Annotated in this window: 14 protein-coding genes; 4 read left to right on the forward strand and 10 right to left on the reverse strand. The window is 45.4% G+C overall.

The features are described 5' to 3' along the window. Positions 1 to 75: 75 nt before the first annotated feature. The gene (gene vcdP / locus C1S74_RS27155) at positions 76 to 162 is read right to left on the reverse strand and encodes a small protein VcdP (protein ID WP_017188447.1); all 87 of its coding nucleotides are present in this window, start codon (positions 160 to 162) and stop codon (positions 76 to 78) included. A 461-nt stretch (positions 163 to 623) separates the two neighbouring features. On the opposite strand from vcdP, the gene C1S74_RS07535 reads away from it, so the two are divergent. Beyond that, positions 624 to 2,096 (forward strand): aminoacyl-histidine dipeptidase, encoded by a 1,473-nt coding sequence (locus tag C1S74_RS07535; RefSeq protein ID WP_045400162.1) that lies wholly within the window; start codon positions 624 to 626, stop codon positions 2,094 to 2,096. A gap of 84 nt (positions 2,097 to 2,180) precedes the next feature. Here the strand turns inward: C1S74_RS07535 and C1S74_RS07540 are convergent, their stop codons facing one another. After that, entirely contained in the window at positions 2,181 to 2,720 is a 540-nt protein-coding gene (locus C1S74_RS07540; protein WP_038865446.1) for a DUF3332 domain-containing protein, read from the reverse strand. Positions 2,721 to 3,050: 330 nt separating this feature from the next. On the opposite strand from C1S74_RS07540, the gene C1S74_RS07545 reads away from it, so the two are divergent. Together C1S74_RS07545 and C1S74_RS07550 are read left to right on the forward strand one after the other, a co-directional pair. Next, on the forward strand, positions 3,051 to 4,121 hold the full coding sequence (locus tag C1S74_RS07545; RefSeq protein ID WP_038865448.1) for a succinylglutamate desuccinylase/aspartoacylase family protein: 1,071 nt from the start codon (positions 3,051 to 3,053) through the stop codon (positions 4,119 to 4,121). A 171-nt stretch (positions 4,122 to 4,292) separates the two neighbouring features. Further along, positions 4,293 to 4,700 carry a hypothetical protein gene (locus C1S74_RS07550; protein WP_045400160.1) on the forward strand — a complete coding sequence of 136 codons (408 nt, stop codon included), beginning with the start codon at positions 4,293 to 4,295 and terminating at the stop codon, positions 4,698 to 4,700. A gap of 89 nt (positions 4,701 to 4,789) precedes the next feature. Here C1S74_RS07550 and C1S74_RS07555 read toward each other — a convergent pair whose 3' ends face one another. Both C1S74_RS07555 and purL read right to left on the reverse strand, forming a co-directional pair. Then, on the reverse strand, positions 4,790 to 5,098 hold the full coding sequence (locus tag C1S74_RS07555; RefSeq protein WP_038865460.1) for a DUF3622 domain-containing protein: 309 nt from the start codon (positions 5,096 to 5,098) through the stop codon (positions 4,790 to 4,792). Between the two features lie 515 nt (positions 5,099 to 5,613). Continuing rightward, positions 5,614 to 9,525 (reverse strand): phosphoribosylformylglycinamidine synthase, encoded by a 3,912-nt coding sequence (gene purL, locus C1S74_RS07560; RefSeq protein WP_045400157.1) that lies wholly within the window; start codon positions 9,523 to 9,525, stop codon positions 5,614 to 5,616. A 323-nt stretch (positions 9,526 to 9,848) separates the two neighbouring features. Here purL and mltF point away from each other — a divergent pair, with 323 nt between their 5' ends. Next, complete coding sequence (gene mltF, locus C1S74_RS07565; RefSeq protein WP_039975395.1) at positions 9,849 to 11,450, forward strand: membrane-bound lytic murein transglycosylase MltF; 1,602 nt, start codon at positions 9,849 to 9,851, stop codon at positions 11,448 to 11,450. Between the two features lie 483 nt (positions 11,451 to 11,933). Here mltF and tadA read toward each other — a convergent pair whose 3' ends face one another. The 6 genes from tadA to C1S74_RS07600 form a co-directional block, all read right to left on the reverse strand. Next, complete coding sequence (gene tadA / locus C1S74_RS07575) at positions 11,934 to 12,467, reverse strand: tRNA adenosine(34) deaminase TadA (RefSeq protein WP_045495257.1); 534 nt, start codon at positions 12,465 to 12,467, stop codon at positions 11,934 to 11,936. 453 nt (positions 12,468 to 12,920) lie between these two features. Next, positions 12,921 to 14,480 carry an AbgT family transporter gene (locus C1S74_RS07580; protein WP_005440222.1) on the reverse strand — a complete coding sequence of 520 codons (1,560 nt, stop codon included), beginning with the start codon at positions 14,478 to 14,480 and terminating at the stop codon, positions 12,921 to 12,923. A gap of 288 nt (positions 14,481 to 14,768) precedes the next feature. Then, positions 14,769 to 15,179, reverse strand: a complete 411-nt coding sequence (locus C1S74_RS07585; RefSeq protein WP_045400151.1) for a type IV pilus modification PilV family protein — start codon at positions 15,177 to 15,179, stop codon at positions 14,769 to 14,771. Further along, positions 15,169 to 16,410, reverse strand: a complete 1,242-nt coding sequence (locus tag C1S74_RS07590) for a hypothetical protein (RefSeq protein WP_045400149.1) — start codon at positions 16,408 to 16,410, stop codon at positions 15,169 to 15,171. Before C1S74_RS07590 ends, C1S74_RS07585 begins: the two co-directional genes overlap by 11 nt. Further along, entirely contained in the window at positions 16,410 to 17,045 is a 636-nt protein-coding gene (locus C1S74_RS07595; RefSeq protein ID WP_045400147.1) for a PilW family protein, read from the reverse strand. Before C1S74_RS07595 ends, C1S74_RS07590 begins: the two co-directional genes overlap by 1 nt. Positions 17,046 to 17,056: 11 nt before the next feature. Further along, positions 17,057 to 17,572, reverse strand: coding sequence for a GspH/FimT family pseudopilin (locus C1S74_RS07600; RefSeq protein WP_045400145.1), 516 nt, complete (start codon positions 17,570 to 17,572; stop codon positions 17,057 to 17,059). Positions 17,573 to 17,636 lie beyond the last annotated feature (64 nt).

Raw genomic sequence — 17,636 nt, forward strand, 5'->3', positions numbered from 1 at the left:
AGCACTATGCACTGAAAAAAAATTCCAATTTATAGGGGTGAACAAATTTGTTCGAGTCACATGCGTTGGCTTCAATTAGTAACCAAAGCTTGTTGGGTATACAAAGTTACCGGTGTAAACAGATTTGCTGTTCCAGAACATTGCACTTGGTAAACCTTTCATAAATATCACCTTCTAAATCAATTAATACTGTTAATTTGGTTGATTTCTCGGTTCCTTGGAGGCGACAAACGGACTCATCCTTTGAGCATTTCATTCTTCTCTCAGAAGCTGGTTACAAATATACCACCAAGAAATTTAATTACAAGCATTTTAGTGACAGAAATCACAAAATATTGATAAATTGATCTTCATCAAGAATTAACTGTAATTAAATTACACTTTAGTAAATTAAAAAATAACCAATCTTATAATTGATACTAATTGAGTTGCATTCGTGTATTTCTGTGTGTTCATAAACTGTGACAGTTCAAGGGCAAATCCTTTTATCCACATCTACTAGTAGCGCCCTTCTGGTGGTATGCTGAAAACAATTCAAAGCCGAAACCGGATTAGCATTTACTGCTAAACACTTATTAAATTTACGGTTTATATTTGGCAAAGCACATCAAAAGGAGTCCTCCGTGTCTGAATTCCATTCTGAAATCAGTACCTTATCACCTGCTCCACTTTGGCAGTTTTTCGATAAGATTTGTTCAATCCCTCACCCTTCTAAACATGAAGAGGCACTAGCTCAGTACATTGTGACTTGGGCAACAGAGCAGGGATTTGACGTACGCCGCGATCCAACTGGCAACGTATTTATCAAAAAGCCAGCAACACCGGGTATGGAAAACAAGAAAGGCGTGGTTCTTCAAGCGCACATCGACATGGTGCCGCAAAAGAACGAAGATACTGATCACGACTTCACTAAAGATCCTATCCAACCATACATCGATGGTGAATGGGTAACAGCGAAAGGAACAACACTAGGTGCTGACAACGGCATTGGTATGGCTTCTTGTCTTGCAGTTCTCGCTTCTACTGAAATCAAACACGGCCCAATTGAAGTTCTGCTAACGATTGATGAAGAAGCTGGCATGACTGGCGCATTCGGTCTTGAAGCGGGTTGGTTAGAAGGTGACATTCTTCTAAACACAGACTCAGAACAAGAAGGCGAAGTATACATGGGTTGTGCGGGCGGTATCGACGGTGCAATGACTTTCGATATCACGCGTGATGCAATCCCTGCAGGCTTTGTAACTCGTCAGCTTACACTGAAAGGTCTGAAAGGTGGTCACTCTGGTTGTGACATCCACACTGGTCGCGGTAACGCAAACAAACTTGTAGGTCGTTTCCTAGCGGGTCACGCACAAGAATTAGATCTTCGTCTTGTAGAGTTCCGTGGTGGTAGCCTACGTAACGCTATCCCTCGTGAAGCCTTCATTACCGTTGCTCTACCAGCAGAAAATCAAGATAAACTAGCAGAACTGTTCAACTTCTACACTGAGTTACTAAAAACTGAGCTTGGCAAGATTGAAACAGATATCGTCACTTTTAACGAAGAAGTTGTAACAGATGCACAAGTGTTTGCCGTTGCAGACCAACAACGTTTCATCGCTGCATTGAATGCTTGTCCAAACGGCGTAATGCGCATGAGTGATGAAGTTGAAGGCGTGGTTGAAACGTCTCTTAACGTTGGCGTTATCACAACAGAAGAGAATAAAGTCACCGTACTTTGTCTAATTCGTTCGCTGATCGATTCAGGTCGTAGCCAAGTTGAAGGCATGCTTCAATCAGTAGCAGAGCTAGCTGGCGCGCAAATCGCGTTCTCTGGCGCTTACCCAGGTTGGAAACCAGATGCAGACTCAGAAATCATGGCAATTTTCCGTGATATGTACGAAGGCATCTACGGTCACAAGCCGAACATCATGGTTATCCACGCAGGTCTTGAGTGTGGTCTATTTAAAGAACCTTACCCGACTATGGACATGGTTTCTTTCGGCCCAACCATCAAATTCCCTCACTCTCCAGATGAGAAAGTGAAGATTGATACCGTTCAATTGTTCTGGGATCAAATGGTTGCACTTCTAGAAGCTATTCCAGAAAAAGCGTAATCTTAACCAGATACGACAAATACGAAAAAGGGTGCCGAGGCACCCTTTTTTATTGCGAGTTTGCTATTAAAAGCACTTCGCAAACTATGCACGAGTTTGCGCGTATGCCGCTAGCTCATCCATAGAAGTCTTAGCAACCACTTCACCATCGATGTAGTAAGTCACAAAGTCACCTTCACGAACACCCATTAGCGTCGCTTTCTCACCGTTGTTGTAAGTGATATCCATTTGAACTGTGTTCTCGTCAAGCTGTTGCATTTGACCTTGTTCGATAACACGATTGTTCGTTAGAGGACCAACAGGTGCAGTGGTTAGAGATTTATCTAACTGGTGGTTTACGTCGATGTAAGTATCCATCTTCTTGTCAAAGATGTGTGGCTTACCGTTTAGCGGGTTTTTACCAGTCCAAAACTCTAGTGAGTTGAACACGATGTAGTCAGCCGCAATAGCAACACCGTAAACTGGCGCCATTAGCATGTTTAGACCACCACGAGCGTAACGGTTATCAACAGCTTTCAAGTTGAAGCCCATAACGTAACCCGTTACAGCGTTGCTGCCTACACAGCCAGAAAGAGAAACTGCTACAGCAGTTAGTGCGCCAATTTTAGCGATTGCCTTTTTCATCAAAACCTCTAGTTAGATAGTATTAGGTCAAAAATTCGGCGGGGATAGTAGCGGATAAAAACCTTAGGTAAAAGACAGTTTTTCTCGAAAAAAATATTAGTATTAAATTTAACACAGTCTTATTTTTGTGATGAATATAACAATTTAAAACACAGCGTACAGCTACTCAATTAACACAAGAATTTCCCAAATGTACTTACACAAGCCATACACTTGGTGAATTTTTAATCTTTTCAATAAAAATTATTGTTCGTGACATTAAGAAGAATGATTAGTGTGATTTTGAACCAGTTGTTACATTGTTGCTAACGTATTCGATAGAGATGGTTTATGGCCAGAAGTAAAAAAAGCAAGGTGTTTGAGCTACTAGGACACCAAGTTCAACCAGGACAACGATTAGAAACCGAATTTGAAGCGGCGCAGCTTTACACACACTCTCCTCTTTCTATCCCTGTGGAAATTATCCACGGTAAACAAGAAGGTCCGGTGTTAATGGTAAACGCAGCAATCCATGGTGACGAGCTGAATGGCGTAGAAATCGTTCGTCAGATGATCAACCAACTGGACCCTGCAAAACTAAAAGGAACTGTGATTGCCGTGCCTATCGTTAACGTGTTTGGCTTCATCCATAAATCTCGCTACCTGCCAGACCGTCGCGATCTAAACCGTTGCTTCCCAGGCAGTGAAAAAGGCGCGTTGGCTTCTCGTATGGCACATGGGTTCTTCAACAACATTGCTAAGCGTTGTGACTATATTCTGGATCTTCACACGGGTGCGATTCACCGAACGAACCTACCTCAGATCCGCGCTAACTTGAGCAACCCAGAAACACTGCGCATCGCAAAAGCATTTGCAACCCCAGTGATCGTAGACTCTGCTCTACGTGATGGCTCTCTACGTAGTGAAGCAGAGAAGTGCGACATTCCTGTACTGACTTATGAAGCAGGTGAAGCGCTGCGCTTTGATCCATTGTCGATCAGTGCTGGTGTACTAGGTGTGCAACGTGTGATGCAGGCTATCGGCATGCTACGTGCGAGCCGCAAAAAGCTACCAGAGCCTATTATCGCAAAATCCACCAGCTGGGTTCGCGCATCGGGCAACGGTATCCTACGTACTGTAGTGAACTTGGGTGATAAAGTGGAAGAAGGTGAAACTCTTGCTTACATCAGCTCACCTCTAGGCCATGACGAACTAGAGCTGCTGGCACCAAAAGGCGGTATCGTGATTGGTCAACAAACACTGCCACTGGTTAATGAAGGTGATGCTATTTTCCATATTGCCTACTTCAAGCAAGACGATGATGTGGTTGAGCAAACAGTAGAAAGCTACATTGAAGAGCTGACTGAGTTTGATGTCGACCAAGTGACAACAGGTCAAATCCCGCTAGAAACGCAACAATAATTACGAATAAATGAACTGAAGCCCAGATTGCCTATCTGGGCTTTTTTATGCCCAGTCATTTATTAGCAAGAGATTGGACCAGTACTTCATACATAGCATTCACATCACAAATCAATTGCAATGATTCTCATTCACAATTAGGGTGTATTCCTTTTTTGCTTGTGAATCACTATGAATAATACTTATAAACTTTTTCTAATTGCGGGTATAAGCCTCCCTAGCATTACTTTCGCGCAACCTGTCGAGCAAATAGCTGAATACTTACAAGAGCAAAGCAACCAACATCAAATCGAAGATCACTATGCTCAAAAAGTCCACGATGGTTTGAATCTTGATGCGCAGCCGAATGCGATTAAATGGAAAGACGATGAAGCAACGACTGGTTGCCGCTATGCAAAAGCCGAAGTGACCGAAGCCAATGATTATGACTACGGTGAAGCAAACAATTTATCAGATGGATTACACCACATTGATTTGCAGCCAATTCACACACCTAAAAAGCTTCAGAAAAATCCAACGTACAATACTGCTTCATCGGATAACTCTATGAAGTTCTCAGTTTCCTCAGATTGTTTATAGGCACCGCAAATAAAAATGCCCCGAGATAAACTCGGGGCATTTTCAAATTCATTGTCGATGGTAGTCAATCACCACCAAACACACTGCGATTACTCTTCGTCAGTGTCTACGTCTGCTTCACGAGCTTGACGAGCTTCTTCTTTGCGAACTTTTGCCGCTAGTTGCTCTGCTTCACGCTCTTGACGTTGTACTGCTTTACGCTCGTTACGAACTACTTGGTTTTGTACAAAACCTGCTAGTTCCTGCTCAGCCCAAGCTTGTGCTTTCTCTTCGCTGTCAAAACCAGTTTCACGTTTTGATACCACTACTTTACGAGAAGTCACCTGACGAGTGATCTCTGCGCTCCAACCGTTACGTTTTTCAGTTACGCGGATAGCAAATTTTGGATTTTTAGCCATTTCTTTCATTTCCTAAGGGATTAATCAGGGATTCGGTCAACTTGATAACTCCATCTAAGCTGAGCTGTTTAACACCATCCCTTGGTAAGCGCGGTATTAGAGCATAAAAGTTACCGAAACGCTGCAAGTTTTTTACGGGAGACGGGAGACGGGAGACGGGAGACGGGAGACGGGAGACGGGAGACGGGAGACGGGAGACGGGAGACGGGAGACGATTTCATTTTGCCTATTGAGGGACAAATACTGTCAACACCTTTTGAATCCAACGCATTTTAATCGTCATCCTCAAGAACGAGGCACGTGTGAGTTGGGGATCTATCCCTATTCATTGTTAAAAAGAGATTTCCTACTCTTTCCTTCGTCAGTCTAGGAAATGACGCCGCTATTCTTTCTCGCATCTCGAAGCGCAGCGTCCTGTAGGACGAAGTCCGTTCTCGACTCCCTTAAATAAAGAAAGCGCCGGTCTCTCAACCAGCGCTTATCTATTTCGTTAACGTTGACGAACGACGTCGTGATTAACCGATGTTCTTACGTGCATTTTGGAACATACGCATCCAAGCACCGTTCTCGCCCCAACCTTCTGGAGACCATGAGTTAGCTACTGTGCGGAATACACGCTCTGGGTGCGGCATCATGATAGTTACGCGGCCATCTTGAGTCGTTAGACCCGTGATAGCATTTGGCGAACCGTTCGGGTTGTTCGGATATTGCTGCGTTAGGTTACCGTGGTTGTCCACGTAACGAACCGCAACCGTACCTGATGCTTCAATCGCGGCTAGATGGTCAGCATCACGCACTTCTACGCGACCTTCACCATGAGACACTGCGATTGGCATGCGAGAGCCTGCCATGCCGTCGAAGAATACAGAATCAGACTTCTGTACTTCCACTAGGCTAAAGCGAGCCTCAAAACGCTCAGATTCATTACGAACGAAGCGTGGCCATAGGTCTGCACCTGGGATTAGCTCTTTCAGGTTTGATAGCATCTGACAGCCGTTACACACACCTAGAGAGAAGGTATCTTCACGCTGGAAGAAGCCCTCGAACTGGTTGCGCGCTTGCTCGTTGAACAAGATAGACTTCGCCCAACCTTCACCCGCACCTAGTACGTCACCGTAAGAGAAGCCACCACACGCCACTAGACCTTGGTACTCTTCTAGAACAGCTTGACCTGTTAGGATGTCGCTCATGTGAATATCTGTTGCTTCAAAGCCTGCACGGTCAAATGCTGCTGCCATCTCAACGTGAGAGTTAACGCCTTGCTCACGTAGAATTGCCATCTTAGGCTTCGCGCCTGTATTTACCATAGAACCCGCGATGTAAGGTGCAGCGATGTCCTCGTTTACGTCGAAGCTTAGCTTAACGTTCAGACCTGGGTCTGAGTTATCTTTCTTCGCTTCATGCTCTTGGTCAGCACATGCTGGGTTATCACGTAGACCTTGCATCTTATGCGTAGTCTCCGCCCAGATAGTACGTAGTTCAGTACGATTACGCTCTAGAACTACCGTGTCACCAGAAGTAATCACTAGCTCATCAGATGCTTCAACGCTGCCGATAACGTGCGAACATGCTTCAAGACCGTTTGCTGATAGCGTTGAAAGTACCGCGTCTAAATCTTCGTTCTTAACCTGAAGTACTGCACCTAGCTCTTCGTTAAATAGTGCTGCTAGTACGTCTTCACCTAGGTCAGCAATATCTGCTTTCACACCACAGTGACCTGCGAATGCCATCTCAGCAAGAGTCACGAATAGACCGCCATCACCTTTATCGTGGTAAGCCACTACTTGGTCGTTCGCGACTAGGGTTTGAACGCCTTCGTAGAAGCCTTTCAGTTGTGCTGCGTTGTCTACGTCTGCTGGCTTATCACCAAGCTGCTTATAAACCTGTGCAAGAGCTGTTGCGCCTAGACGGTTTTGACCATTACCTAGGTCGATAAGTACAAGGCTAGAAGCACCTTTGTCAGTACGAAGCTGAGGAGTAATCGTCTTACGAACATCTTCAACACGTGCAAACGCAGTAATAACAAGAGATAACGGAGACGTTACTTCTTTCTGCTCGCCGTTCTCTTCCCACTTGGTCTTCATCGACATTGAGTCTTTACCAACTGGGATAGTTAGACCAAGTGCTGGACATAGCTCTTCACCAACTGCTTTCACTGCTTCGTAAAGACCTGCGTCTTCACCAGGGTGACCTGCTGGAGACATCCAGTTTGCAGAAAGTTTAATGTGTTTGATATCACCGATGTTTGTCGCTGCGATGTTTGTGATTGCCTCACCAACCGCTAGACGAGCCGATGCACCGAAGTCTAGAAGAGCAACTGGTGTACGCTCACCCATCGACATCGCTTCACCGTGGTAAGTGTCGTAACTTGCCGCTGTTACTGCGCAGTTAGCGACTGGAACCTGCCACGGACCAACCATTTGGTCACGCGCTACAAGACCAGTCACCGTGCGGTCACCGATCGTGATTAGGAATGTTTTTTCTGCAACAGTTGGAAGACGTAGAACGCGATCTACCGCTTCGTTTAGCTCGATACCGTCACGGTTAACCGCTGGGTTGTTCGCTTTAAGTGTTTTCGCATCACGGTGCATCTTAGGTGTCTTGCCAAGAAGCACATCCATTGGCATGTCGATTGGCGTGTTGTCGAAATGCGAATCTTCAAGTTTCAGTTCACGCTCTTCCGTTGCTACACCTACTACGGCGTATGGTGCACGCTCACGCTTACAGATCGCATCGAATACTTCCATATTCTCTGGTGCAACCGCCATTACGTAACGCTCTTGAGATTCGTTACACCAGATCTCAAGTGGGCTCATGCCCGGTTCGTCGTTTGGTACGTCACGTAGTTGGAAGATACCGCCACGCTCGCCATCATCGACAAGTTCAGGAAGTGCATTAGAGATACCGCCCGCGCCCACATCGTGGATGAATGCGATTGGGTTAGCATCACCAAGCTGCCAACAACGGTCGATCACTTCTTGACAACGACGCTCCATCTCTGGGTTTTCACGCTGTACAGATGCAAAATCTAGGTCTTCTGCTGATTGACCAGACGCCATTGAAGAAGCAGCACCGCCGCCAAGGCCGATGTTCATCGCCGGACCACCAAGTACGATTAGGCTTGCACCTACTGGGATCTCTTTCTTCTGAACGTGCTCGTCACGAATGTTACCCATGCCACCAGCAATCATGATTGGCTTATGGTAACCACGAACCTCTTCACCTGCATGAGAGTTTACTTTCTCTTCGTAAGTACGGAAGTAACCCAGTAGGTTTGGACGACCAAATTCGTTGTTAAACGCCGCGCCGCCAAGTGGACCTTCTAGCATGATGTCTAGAGCGGTAACGATACGACCTGGTTTACCGAAATCTGTTTCCCATGGCTGTTCAAAACCAGGAATACGTAGGTTAGATGTAGTGAAGCCAACAAGACCTGCTTTTGGCTTACCACCAATACCAGTCGCGCCTTCGTCACGGATTTCACCACCAGAACCAGTCGATGCGCCCGGCCAAGGAGAGATAGCCGTTGGGTGGTTGTGCGTTTCCACCTTCATTAGGATGTGCGCTTTCTCTTGGCTGTAACCGTATTGGCGAGTTTCTGGGTTCGGGAAGAAACGACCTACATCTGAACCCACCATGACTGCTGCGTTATCTTTGTACGCAGACAGTACGTTTTCTGGTGTCGTTTCAAATGTGTTTTTGATCATTTTGAACAGAGACTTCTCTTGCTTCACGCCATCGATAGTCCAGTCTGCATTAAAGATCTTGTGACGACAGTGCTCTGAGTTCGCCTGCGCAAACATCATGAGCTCAATGTCAGTCGGATTGCGTTCTAGCTTATTTACGAACGCATCGTAAAGGTATTCAATTTCATCATCTGCAAGTGCAAGACCTAGGGTAACGTTTGCTTTTTCAAGCGCTGCACGACCGCCTTTTAATAGGTCAACATCTGCTACAGGAGCAGGTTCTGCCGCTTGGAATAATGCGTTTGCCGCATCAAAATCAGTAAATGTCACTTCCATCATGCGATCATGGATGAGTGCTTTTACATCAGCAACTTGGGCATCGTTAAGAGGAGTCAATGTCTCTACGTAGTATGCAGTACCGCGCTCAAGACGTTTTACTTTGTCTAGACCACAGTTGATTGCGATATCAGTAGATTTAGAAGACCAAGGCGAAATAGTACCCGGACGAGGCGTAACAAGAAGTAGAAGACCTTCTGGCTCATGCTCTTCGATCGTAGGACCGTAAGTCAGCAATTTTTCCAGTTTTTCCAACTCTTGAGCATCAAGGTCAGACTTTAGATCCGCAAAGTGCATGAACTCTGCGTAAATGCCAGTGACAGGCAGATCTTGTTCACGACAAAGTTCCAGTAGTTTATTAACACGAAACTCAGAAAGAGCTGGGGAGCCACGCAAAATTCTCATGTGCTTAGGTCTCTTATTGCAAGTGATTAAGGTGATATTGGAATAAATTCAGTGGGTTATACTGTTTTCTTCGAAGCTATTCCCGAAGGTTTTTCAAACCTATGCCGATGCCACCTCTTCGTTGCGAGCGCATTATATAGCAATTGTTTTTGTGATGTAACATCAAAAGCAACCGTTTGCGTCATTTTTTTCGTCAAATTTGAATTACGACTAAAATGTCGATAAATCACACAATGTCGCACTCTATCTGCCTGATTCACTTTGCCCAACCAGCTCGCTTTGATATAAAGGCAACTAGAAATTTATCGAGACGTACCGAATTAATGCAAATAAGTCAGTTCAACCGACTCAAGCGCAGCGCCCTACTTTTCGCGTCTGTGCTTTTACTTTCTGCTTGCCAGATTGAATCGGAGCCAAAAAGTGAATTCGAGCAAATCCAAGAGCGTGGTGTCCTACGTGTTGGCACGCTAAACAACCAACTCTCCTACTACATCGGACCTGATGGTCCGGCAGGTTTGGATTACGAACTGGCACGAAAATTTGCTGAGCAGTTAGGTGTGAAGCTGGAGATTCGACCGGCGTTTCGCCAAGCGGATCTCTTCCCGGCACTAAAGAAAGGCGACATAGATATTATTGCGACAGGTTTAAACCAAACTTCTGAAGCTGTACAACGTTTTCGTCCTGGGCCCGCTTACTATTACGTCAGCCAACAAGTGGTTTATAAAAAAGGTCAGCTTCGTCCTCGCGACATTAATCAGCTGATCAATTATCAAGCTAAAAAAGACAGTAATGCGGAAGAAGGTTCAAATGCTGGGGCAGAAACCCTTCAGATAGTTGAACAATCTCAGTTTGTTCCAACCTTAACGGCGCTACAGAAACAATACCCAGATTTCCAATTTGAGATTGTTGGTGATGCGGATACGCGAGATCTGCTCAAGCATGTCTCAACAGGTGAGTTACGTTTTACGGTAACCGATTCAGTAGAACTATCTTTGGCCCAGCGCCTTTACCCGGATCTTGCTTTAGCCTTTGAATTGACAGAAGACCAACCCGTCTCTTGGTTTACTCGTCGCTCTGAAGATGAAAGCTTCTACGCAATGTTGATCGAGTTCTTCGGCAACATTAAACAATCTGGCGAACTGGCAACTTTAGAAGAGAAGTACATTGGACATATCGAAGCTTTCGATTATGTCGATACACGTGCTTTTATACGCGCACTGGACAATACCTTGCCTAAATGGGCACCGCTGTTCCAAAAATACAGTGAAGAGTTTGATTGGCGCTTGATTGCTGCATTGGCTTATCAAGAGTCTCATTGGAAACCAAAAGCGAAGTCGCCGACTGGCGTTCGTGGCATGATGATGCTCACGCTCCCTACCGCTAAAAGTGTTGGTGTAACAGATCGTCTTGATCCGGAACAATCCGTACGCGGTGGCGTGGAATACCTACGTCGTATTGTCGCACGTGTTCCAGATTCAATTAATGAACATGAAAAGATTTGGTTTGCCTTAGCATCATACAACGTGGGTTATGGTCATATGATGGATGCACGACGCCTGACTAAAGCACAAGGCGGCGATCCAAACGCGTGGGCAGATGTTAAAGAGCGTCTACCCTTGCTGCGCCAGAAGCGCTTCTACAGCCAAACACGTTATGGTTATGCTCGTGGTGATGAAGCACGCAACTATGTTGAGAACATTCGTCGCTACTATCAATCCATCATTGGTCATGTCAGCCAAAAGCCTGCGATTGACGAAGACACAGAAGATCTGCAAGTCATTCCACCACTCTCCCCAGATCTGTTAACGTCAGGAGCAGTGGAAACCTTAGCTGAGCAAGTTTCGGGAGCGGTCGAGACAACACCAAGTACTGAGGCCAGCCCAACTCAAAATGCAGAGCAAACGCCGAATCCAAAAGAAGAATAAACCTTTCGAAAATAGCGAGCTAACAGCTCGCTATTTTTTTATTGAGTCGACAACAGAAACTCACTAGAATCCCGTCTTTCGAGCTCATTTATCTAGCCAGTTTTTTCGTGAAATACCGAGTAACGGAAGAGAAACAGTGAGCTCAATTGGTCACCCTCTCCTTGATATGATGTCACCATCATCCATGAGTATGCATCATAAGAATGACATCTATTGATCATGAATCGGATACTTTGCTATGCGAGTGTCGGAGAGTGTGTTCGTTGTCTGCAAGAGGTTCTGATAATGAGAAAACGCAGAGTGCAGTCAAAACGTTTGAATAAAACAGTGGCTGCTAACCGCCGTAAGCGCACGCTTACAACCATGAAAAGAAAAGTCAGTGCACGTAATCGTGTTTTCGTTCACTTAGTGAATCACTGAAAACTTGAAGCAAACATCTACTGCACGGTAGGTGTTTGCTAAAAACAACCATCAAACTCCCTGTTATTCGTCTTTTGTTCCCTGTTCATTGTCCAACGCTTTTTGCGCCTGCTTCTTCGCTTTAATTTCTTTACGTCGACGTTTAAAGAACGCCTGTAACTGACCTCTGCATTCCTCTTCCAGCAAACCGCTTTCTACTGTCGCATAATGATACGCGGCTTGGCTCTCAAACAAATTCAGAACGGTCCCTGCAGCGCCAGCTTTAAGATCTGGTGCTCCATATACCACGCGCTTTACTCGACTGTGTAGTAACGCACCTGCGCACATAGGGCACGGCTCTAAGGTCACATAGAGCGTAGTATCAAGTAAACGGTAGTTCTCGAACGCCTCGCCCGCTTTACGCAAGGTTTGGATCTCAGCATGAGCGGTCGCATCGTGCGAACAAATAGAGCGGTTCCAACCTTCAGCGACCACTTCACCATCTTTCACAAGCACAGCCCCAACAGGCACTTCCCCTTCCGCTTCAGCTTGCTCTGCAAGCTCTATCGCACGGCGCATAAATAGTTCATCTTGAGGGGAGAATTGTGAGTCTGACAAAAGAGGCTCCAGTTTTGGGATCGGTCATTATGGAAAGTGGATTTTAACCTTCAAAGAGAGGAAGTGGAAGCGGGATGCGAGATGCGAGATGCGAGATGCGAGATGCGAGATGCGACTTATTTTGTTTTTCTAGGAGCAAGCTCTATCAACTTCTCTTTGAACTGCGTTTCTTTCACCAATCTTGCAGCACACACCTCTCGATTTCTAAAGCGAAGCGTTATTGAATCTCTCAGCGGAGCATTCTTTAGGACAAAGTCCGTTCTAGATTTACGAAAAAAAGCGCCAGTCTCTCGACCAGCGCTTTCGAATTGCCAATACCTACATAGTTGGTGTTATAGCTAGGCAACGAGCAAGTTCAGCCCTATGAGCATAGAGGCTCTATGTGATTAGGGCGGCCGGCGACCCAGTGAACTTGCGCAGTTAACAACGCTACAGCGCCAAATATGACGGTATTTACATTGTGTAAGTGTATGGCGCTTGGATACCTAGAGGAATACCTAGCATCCAGTAAGCAACTAGGAAGATAGACCAGCCGATTAGCATCGCAATCGAGAATGGCATCATTAGAGAAGCTAGCGTACCGATACCTGTCGACTTCACGTAACGTTGACAGTAAACCACTACTAGAGGGAAGAATACCATCAGAGGTGAAATGATGTTCGATACAGAGTCACCTACACGGTAAGCCGCTTGAGATAGCTCAGGCGAGATACCCACAGCCATTAGCATAGGCACTAGGATAGGACCGATAAGAGCCCATTTCGCTGATGCAGAACCGATTAGAAGGTTTACAGAAGCCGTTAGAAGAATCATACCGATGATAGTTGCTTCACCAGGTAGGTTCATCGCTTTCAGGCCTTCCGCACCGTATAGCGCTAGCATCGTACCGATATTTGATTGCGCGAACGCAGATAGGAACTGCGCACAGAAGAACGACATTACAATGTATGCGCCCATCGTAGACATAGTATCCGCCATCGCTTTGATGATGTCGTTACTTGTCTTGAACGTGCCAGAAACGCGACCGTAAACGTAACCCGGAATGATAAACAGGATGAAGATCAACGGAACGATAGACTTCATGATTGGCGCAGAGAACGCAGTGATTTCACCTTCAGGTGAACGCAGTGCAGAGTTTTCTGGGATAAGTGCCACAACAAGAAGTGCGATACCTGCCATCATAGCCCAACCAGCGTAACGGAAAGCTTTTGATTCAGTTTCAGTGAAAGAACCAAGATCTGGTGCTTTTTCTGCATCTTCATCAACAGGCGTGTTCGCTAGGCGAGGTTCGATGATTTTTTCAGTTACGTACCAACCAATAGCAACGATGATTACTGAAGATAGACCAGTAAAGAAGATGTTCGCTAGCGGGTTAACCACGTACTCAGGGTCAAGAACCTGTGCCGCTGTTTGAGTAAAGCCAGCTAGTAGAGGATCGATACCTGAAGGGATGAAGTTTGCAGAGAAACCACCTGATACACCAGCAAACGCAGCTGCGATACCCGCTAGAGGGTGACGACCTGCTGCGTGGAAGATGATACCACCAAGAGGAATAACTAGAACGTAGCCCGCATCCGCCGCAGTGTGCGATACGATTGCCACAAGAATTAGCATTGGAGTAAGAAGTTTTGCTGGCGTGAAGTTCAGCATCTTCTTAAGACCAGTGGTGATGAAGCCAGACGAATCGGCAACACCCACACCTAGCATCGCAACAAGTACGATACCCAGTGGAGCAAAGCCAGTGAACGTTGTCACCATGTTAGCAAGGAAACTTGCTAGTGCTTCACCCGTAAGAAGGTTAGTAATAGTAAGAGCTTCGCCAGTTCGAGGGTTTAGAAGGTCGAAAGAAACATTCGACAAAAGTGCAGACGCAGCCCAAGTAATGATTAGTGCCCAGAAGAACAGAATCGCTGGATCAGGAATTTTATTACCCGCTCTTTCGATAAAGTTCAGAAAGCGATCCATCCCGCTCGGCTTCGGTGACGGTGCTTTATTTACAGCTTGGTTACTCATGGTAACTCCATATGAATGATGTTGGTGCCATGGCCTATTTGAGTAATTATAACGGCCTATTTTCAACCGAGCATTCTATTAAATAGTGATTAAGAAAGCACAAGGTTCTATGTTTTTTTCCATATTTGGAGACATATTTTGCAAAAACGACATATCAATTAAACATAAAAAAAACAGTAGCACACCATTCGCATTAACAGTTCTAAAACCACCTATTAACCACCGAAAACAGCAATAAAAAGCACAAATGTTAACGACAAAGGTAATGACGAGAAAAATACAAAATCGTTAGTTTTCGAATTCACTGTACTGCGAAATCATTGTTTTCAACTCAAGGGATTGCGTCTCCCCTATCCTATCTTTCCAACTAGCAGTTATCGTGATGGTCTTGAGAGATCCGGAGATCGTTGCTGCAGGAACTTCCCATTCCACGGTATAGGCTCCCGTAGCAGAAGATCCTGTTGCAATCGAAGCAAAGGAAGCGGTAGAGATGGTAGAAAGCGCATCAGAAGCCCCGCGAGTCCTAAACCATTCGAGCTGGTTTTCAGCTAAACGCAGCGCTTCAATACTGTGGATAGCATATTCTGATTTACGCTCCATGTAGATTTGCAACTTTGTTAGACCAAGCGCTCCGATTCCCAATAACAGAAAAGAAATCAGCACTTCGATTAAGCTAAAACCTTTTTGTTTAGAGATCATGCCAAGAGCCTTTTTTCCATTTAACTGTCTTGTGATCATTTGGTACAGATGTGGAATCAAATTCCAAGTTAACAGCCGCACCAAATACACTTAACCCTCCAGGAGTGTCGAACACATACCCGCCAACCGGTTTAAATGATCCTCCAGAAAAAAAGGTTAGCTTACTTTTTTCCGTAGTAGAGAGGGCTCCTATTTGGGCAGAACCAGACACTTCAGATGACCACCTCGATGTCATATCACCCACCGGTGAGGTAAAAAGGTGATACACAGTTCCAGGAAAAGAGTCAGTGCCGAAAACTGACAATAACCCATTTTCGACAACAAGAAGTTTTGGGCTTGCTGTAGCACTAACGCCGAGACCACTCTCAAGATCACAATCACCAGCAACCCAAACAGCATCGCTCATCGCAAAAGCCGCAATGATTTTATCTGCACAAGATTGCGTTGTCCCAGAGGTAGTAGCCACACTACCATCTATGACGACGAACTCATTCTTTATATCTGCTAATTGGCTTCGCGGGTAACCAAAAAAAGCTTCAAAAGGGTCAAGGTTTGGGTCATGAATAAAATCATGCTCAAACATTTTTTCGTCACCAATATAATTTTGATTGTTACCGATGACTTTCACTTTGTAATCGTATATACCGCCTGAGTCATCACAATTAGAATCACCAGCTACACATAACCCTGAGCGCTGTGTGTTTGTCATTTGGGTTGGATTGCAAGCTTTTCCAGAAGGGCTAACTGTAACAAATGCTCCTTCTAGAGCAACAGACGTTTGGAAACGAACGGAAACACATGTGTCAGGGTCGACAAATTCAGGTGTAAAAAGATAAGACCCCGTTAACTTCAAATCAGAACGGGCTTGTATCGCTCCGGTAGGCCTGCCAACTACCTCAATACTTTTGAAGGTCTCAGTTCGGTTGTTCACACTCGAAGATAGCTCGTAGAATTTGGGGTCGACTAAAGATTGAGTTGCATTAACATTGCTTTGCGCACAACTAGAGTAGTCTTGCGTATTCGGTGCGCTCGACATATCCGCTTTGTTTAATGCGTAAGCGCACTCTAATCCCCCCTCAGCTAACCAATGTTCTTGTCGAGCTTCAATTTGGTTGTTTGCTCGCTTGATTTGATAAAAAAGGGATTTATAGCTTCCTAGTGACATCATCAGCGCTGCAACAAGCAACACACTGACGACCAATAACGCGGCGGCACCTTGTTGTTTTCTCATTACTGCCAATTCCTTTGCTTCACTGTAAACGACTGCTCTGTTCGAATATCAGTCGCATCTTTTAACTCTGTCCCTAACGTAACCGTTACCATTGCACTCTCGGCGTCGGTATTTTTTACCGTAGCCGCAGCCAACGTAAATTGATTCACATGAATCGCTTTCTTATCAAAAAGCGTGTTACATGACCCCGTTCCAGATAGAGCGATTACATCAGCCACACTCCAGATCGTTGTTTGTTTTTTTTCACATACAAACAGAGATTCTGGCGTATCGACGCGTTGTTCATATACAACGTTTTTATACAAAGCCGTCGCTCCGGAAGACCCGACATTGTAGGCGTAAGCAATAAGCCCCATACCCGGAGCATCAAGGGTGTAGATGGTATTACTGGCTCCTGAAATCTTCACGGAGTTACCATCAATACCATCAATACCATCGAATCCAGCGCGTTGAATGTCGTTCCTCAACATCTGTAAAACGCTGGCTGTATTTTGCAATAGCATCAGTTCCTTAGAGCGCTCCATTGCAGCCTTTTGACCGCTGATATACAGCGAACCAACAATAGCGAGAGAAATGAGCCCCAAAGAGGACGCAATCATAAACTCAACGAGGCTCGCCCCTTTTTGCTTTAACATATCAACCCTTACTAAGAGCAAGTGGAATAGCCAAAGTATTCAGTTGAGTTGTTATCACTGCATACTCGAACACGGGCGGAAAGTGTGTGGGAAATAAGCTTAAGCGCTTTTGCAGATTCTCCAACCGGATAGAATTGAATATTGCCCGAAGAAGGACGACCATGAACATCATCAAAGCTTATTTGACCAGACGAATAACTAGGTGTGACGACTATCCCGTCATAGGGAACGCCAGAAAAAGAAAACAATACGGTCCCAGCACCTTCGGTTCCATTGTCAGTTAATTCAATGCGCCAATCGCCATCGCTCGATGAGTTTCCAGACATGATGATATGCGCCCAAAGTCGCTCACGGCGCAATACCGCTTCAGATTTCCCCTGAATAACAAAGCCATGCAACTCATCTGCTAATCGCTGCATTTTGTTGGTTTCAAAAACATTTTGAAAAGATGGTGCCGCAACAGCTAACAATATGCTCATTACAGCAATGGTGATTAAGAGCTCCAACAACGTAAACCCGCGAGGCATTTCCCAAATTCCTATGCAAACGGCGAGAAGGCCGTAATTCATCTTGCACAGATGCTATCACCTG

The organism is Vibrio hyugaensis (assembly GCF_002906655.1).
In the GTDB taxonomy this organism is placed as follows: Bacteria; Pseudomonadota; Gammaproteobacteria; order Enterobacterales; family Vibrionaceae; genus Vibrio; species Vibrio hyugaensis.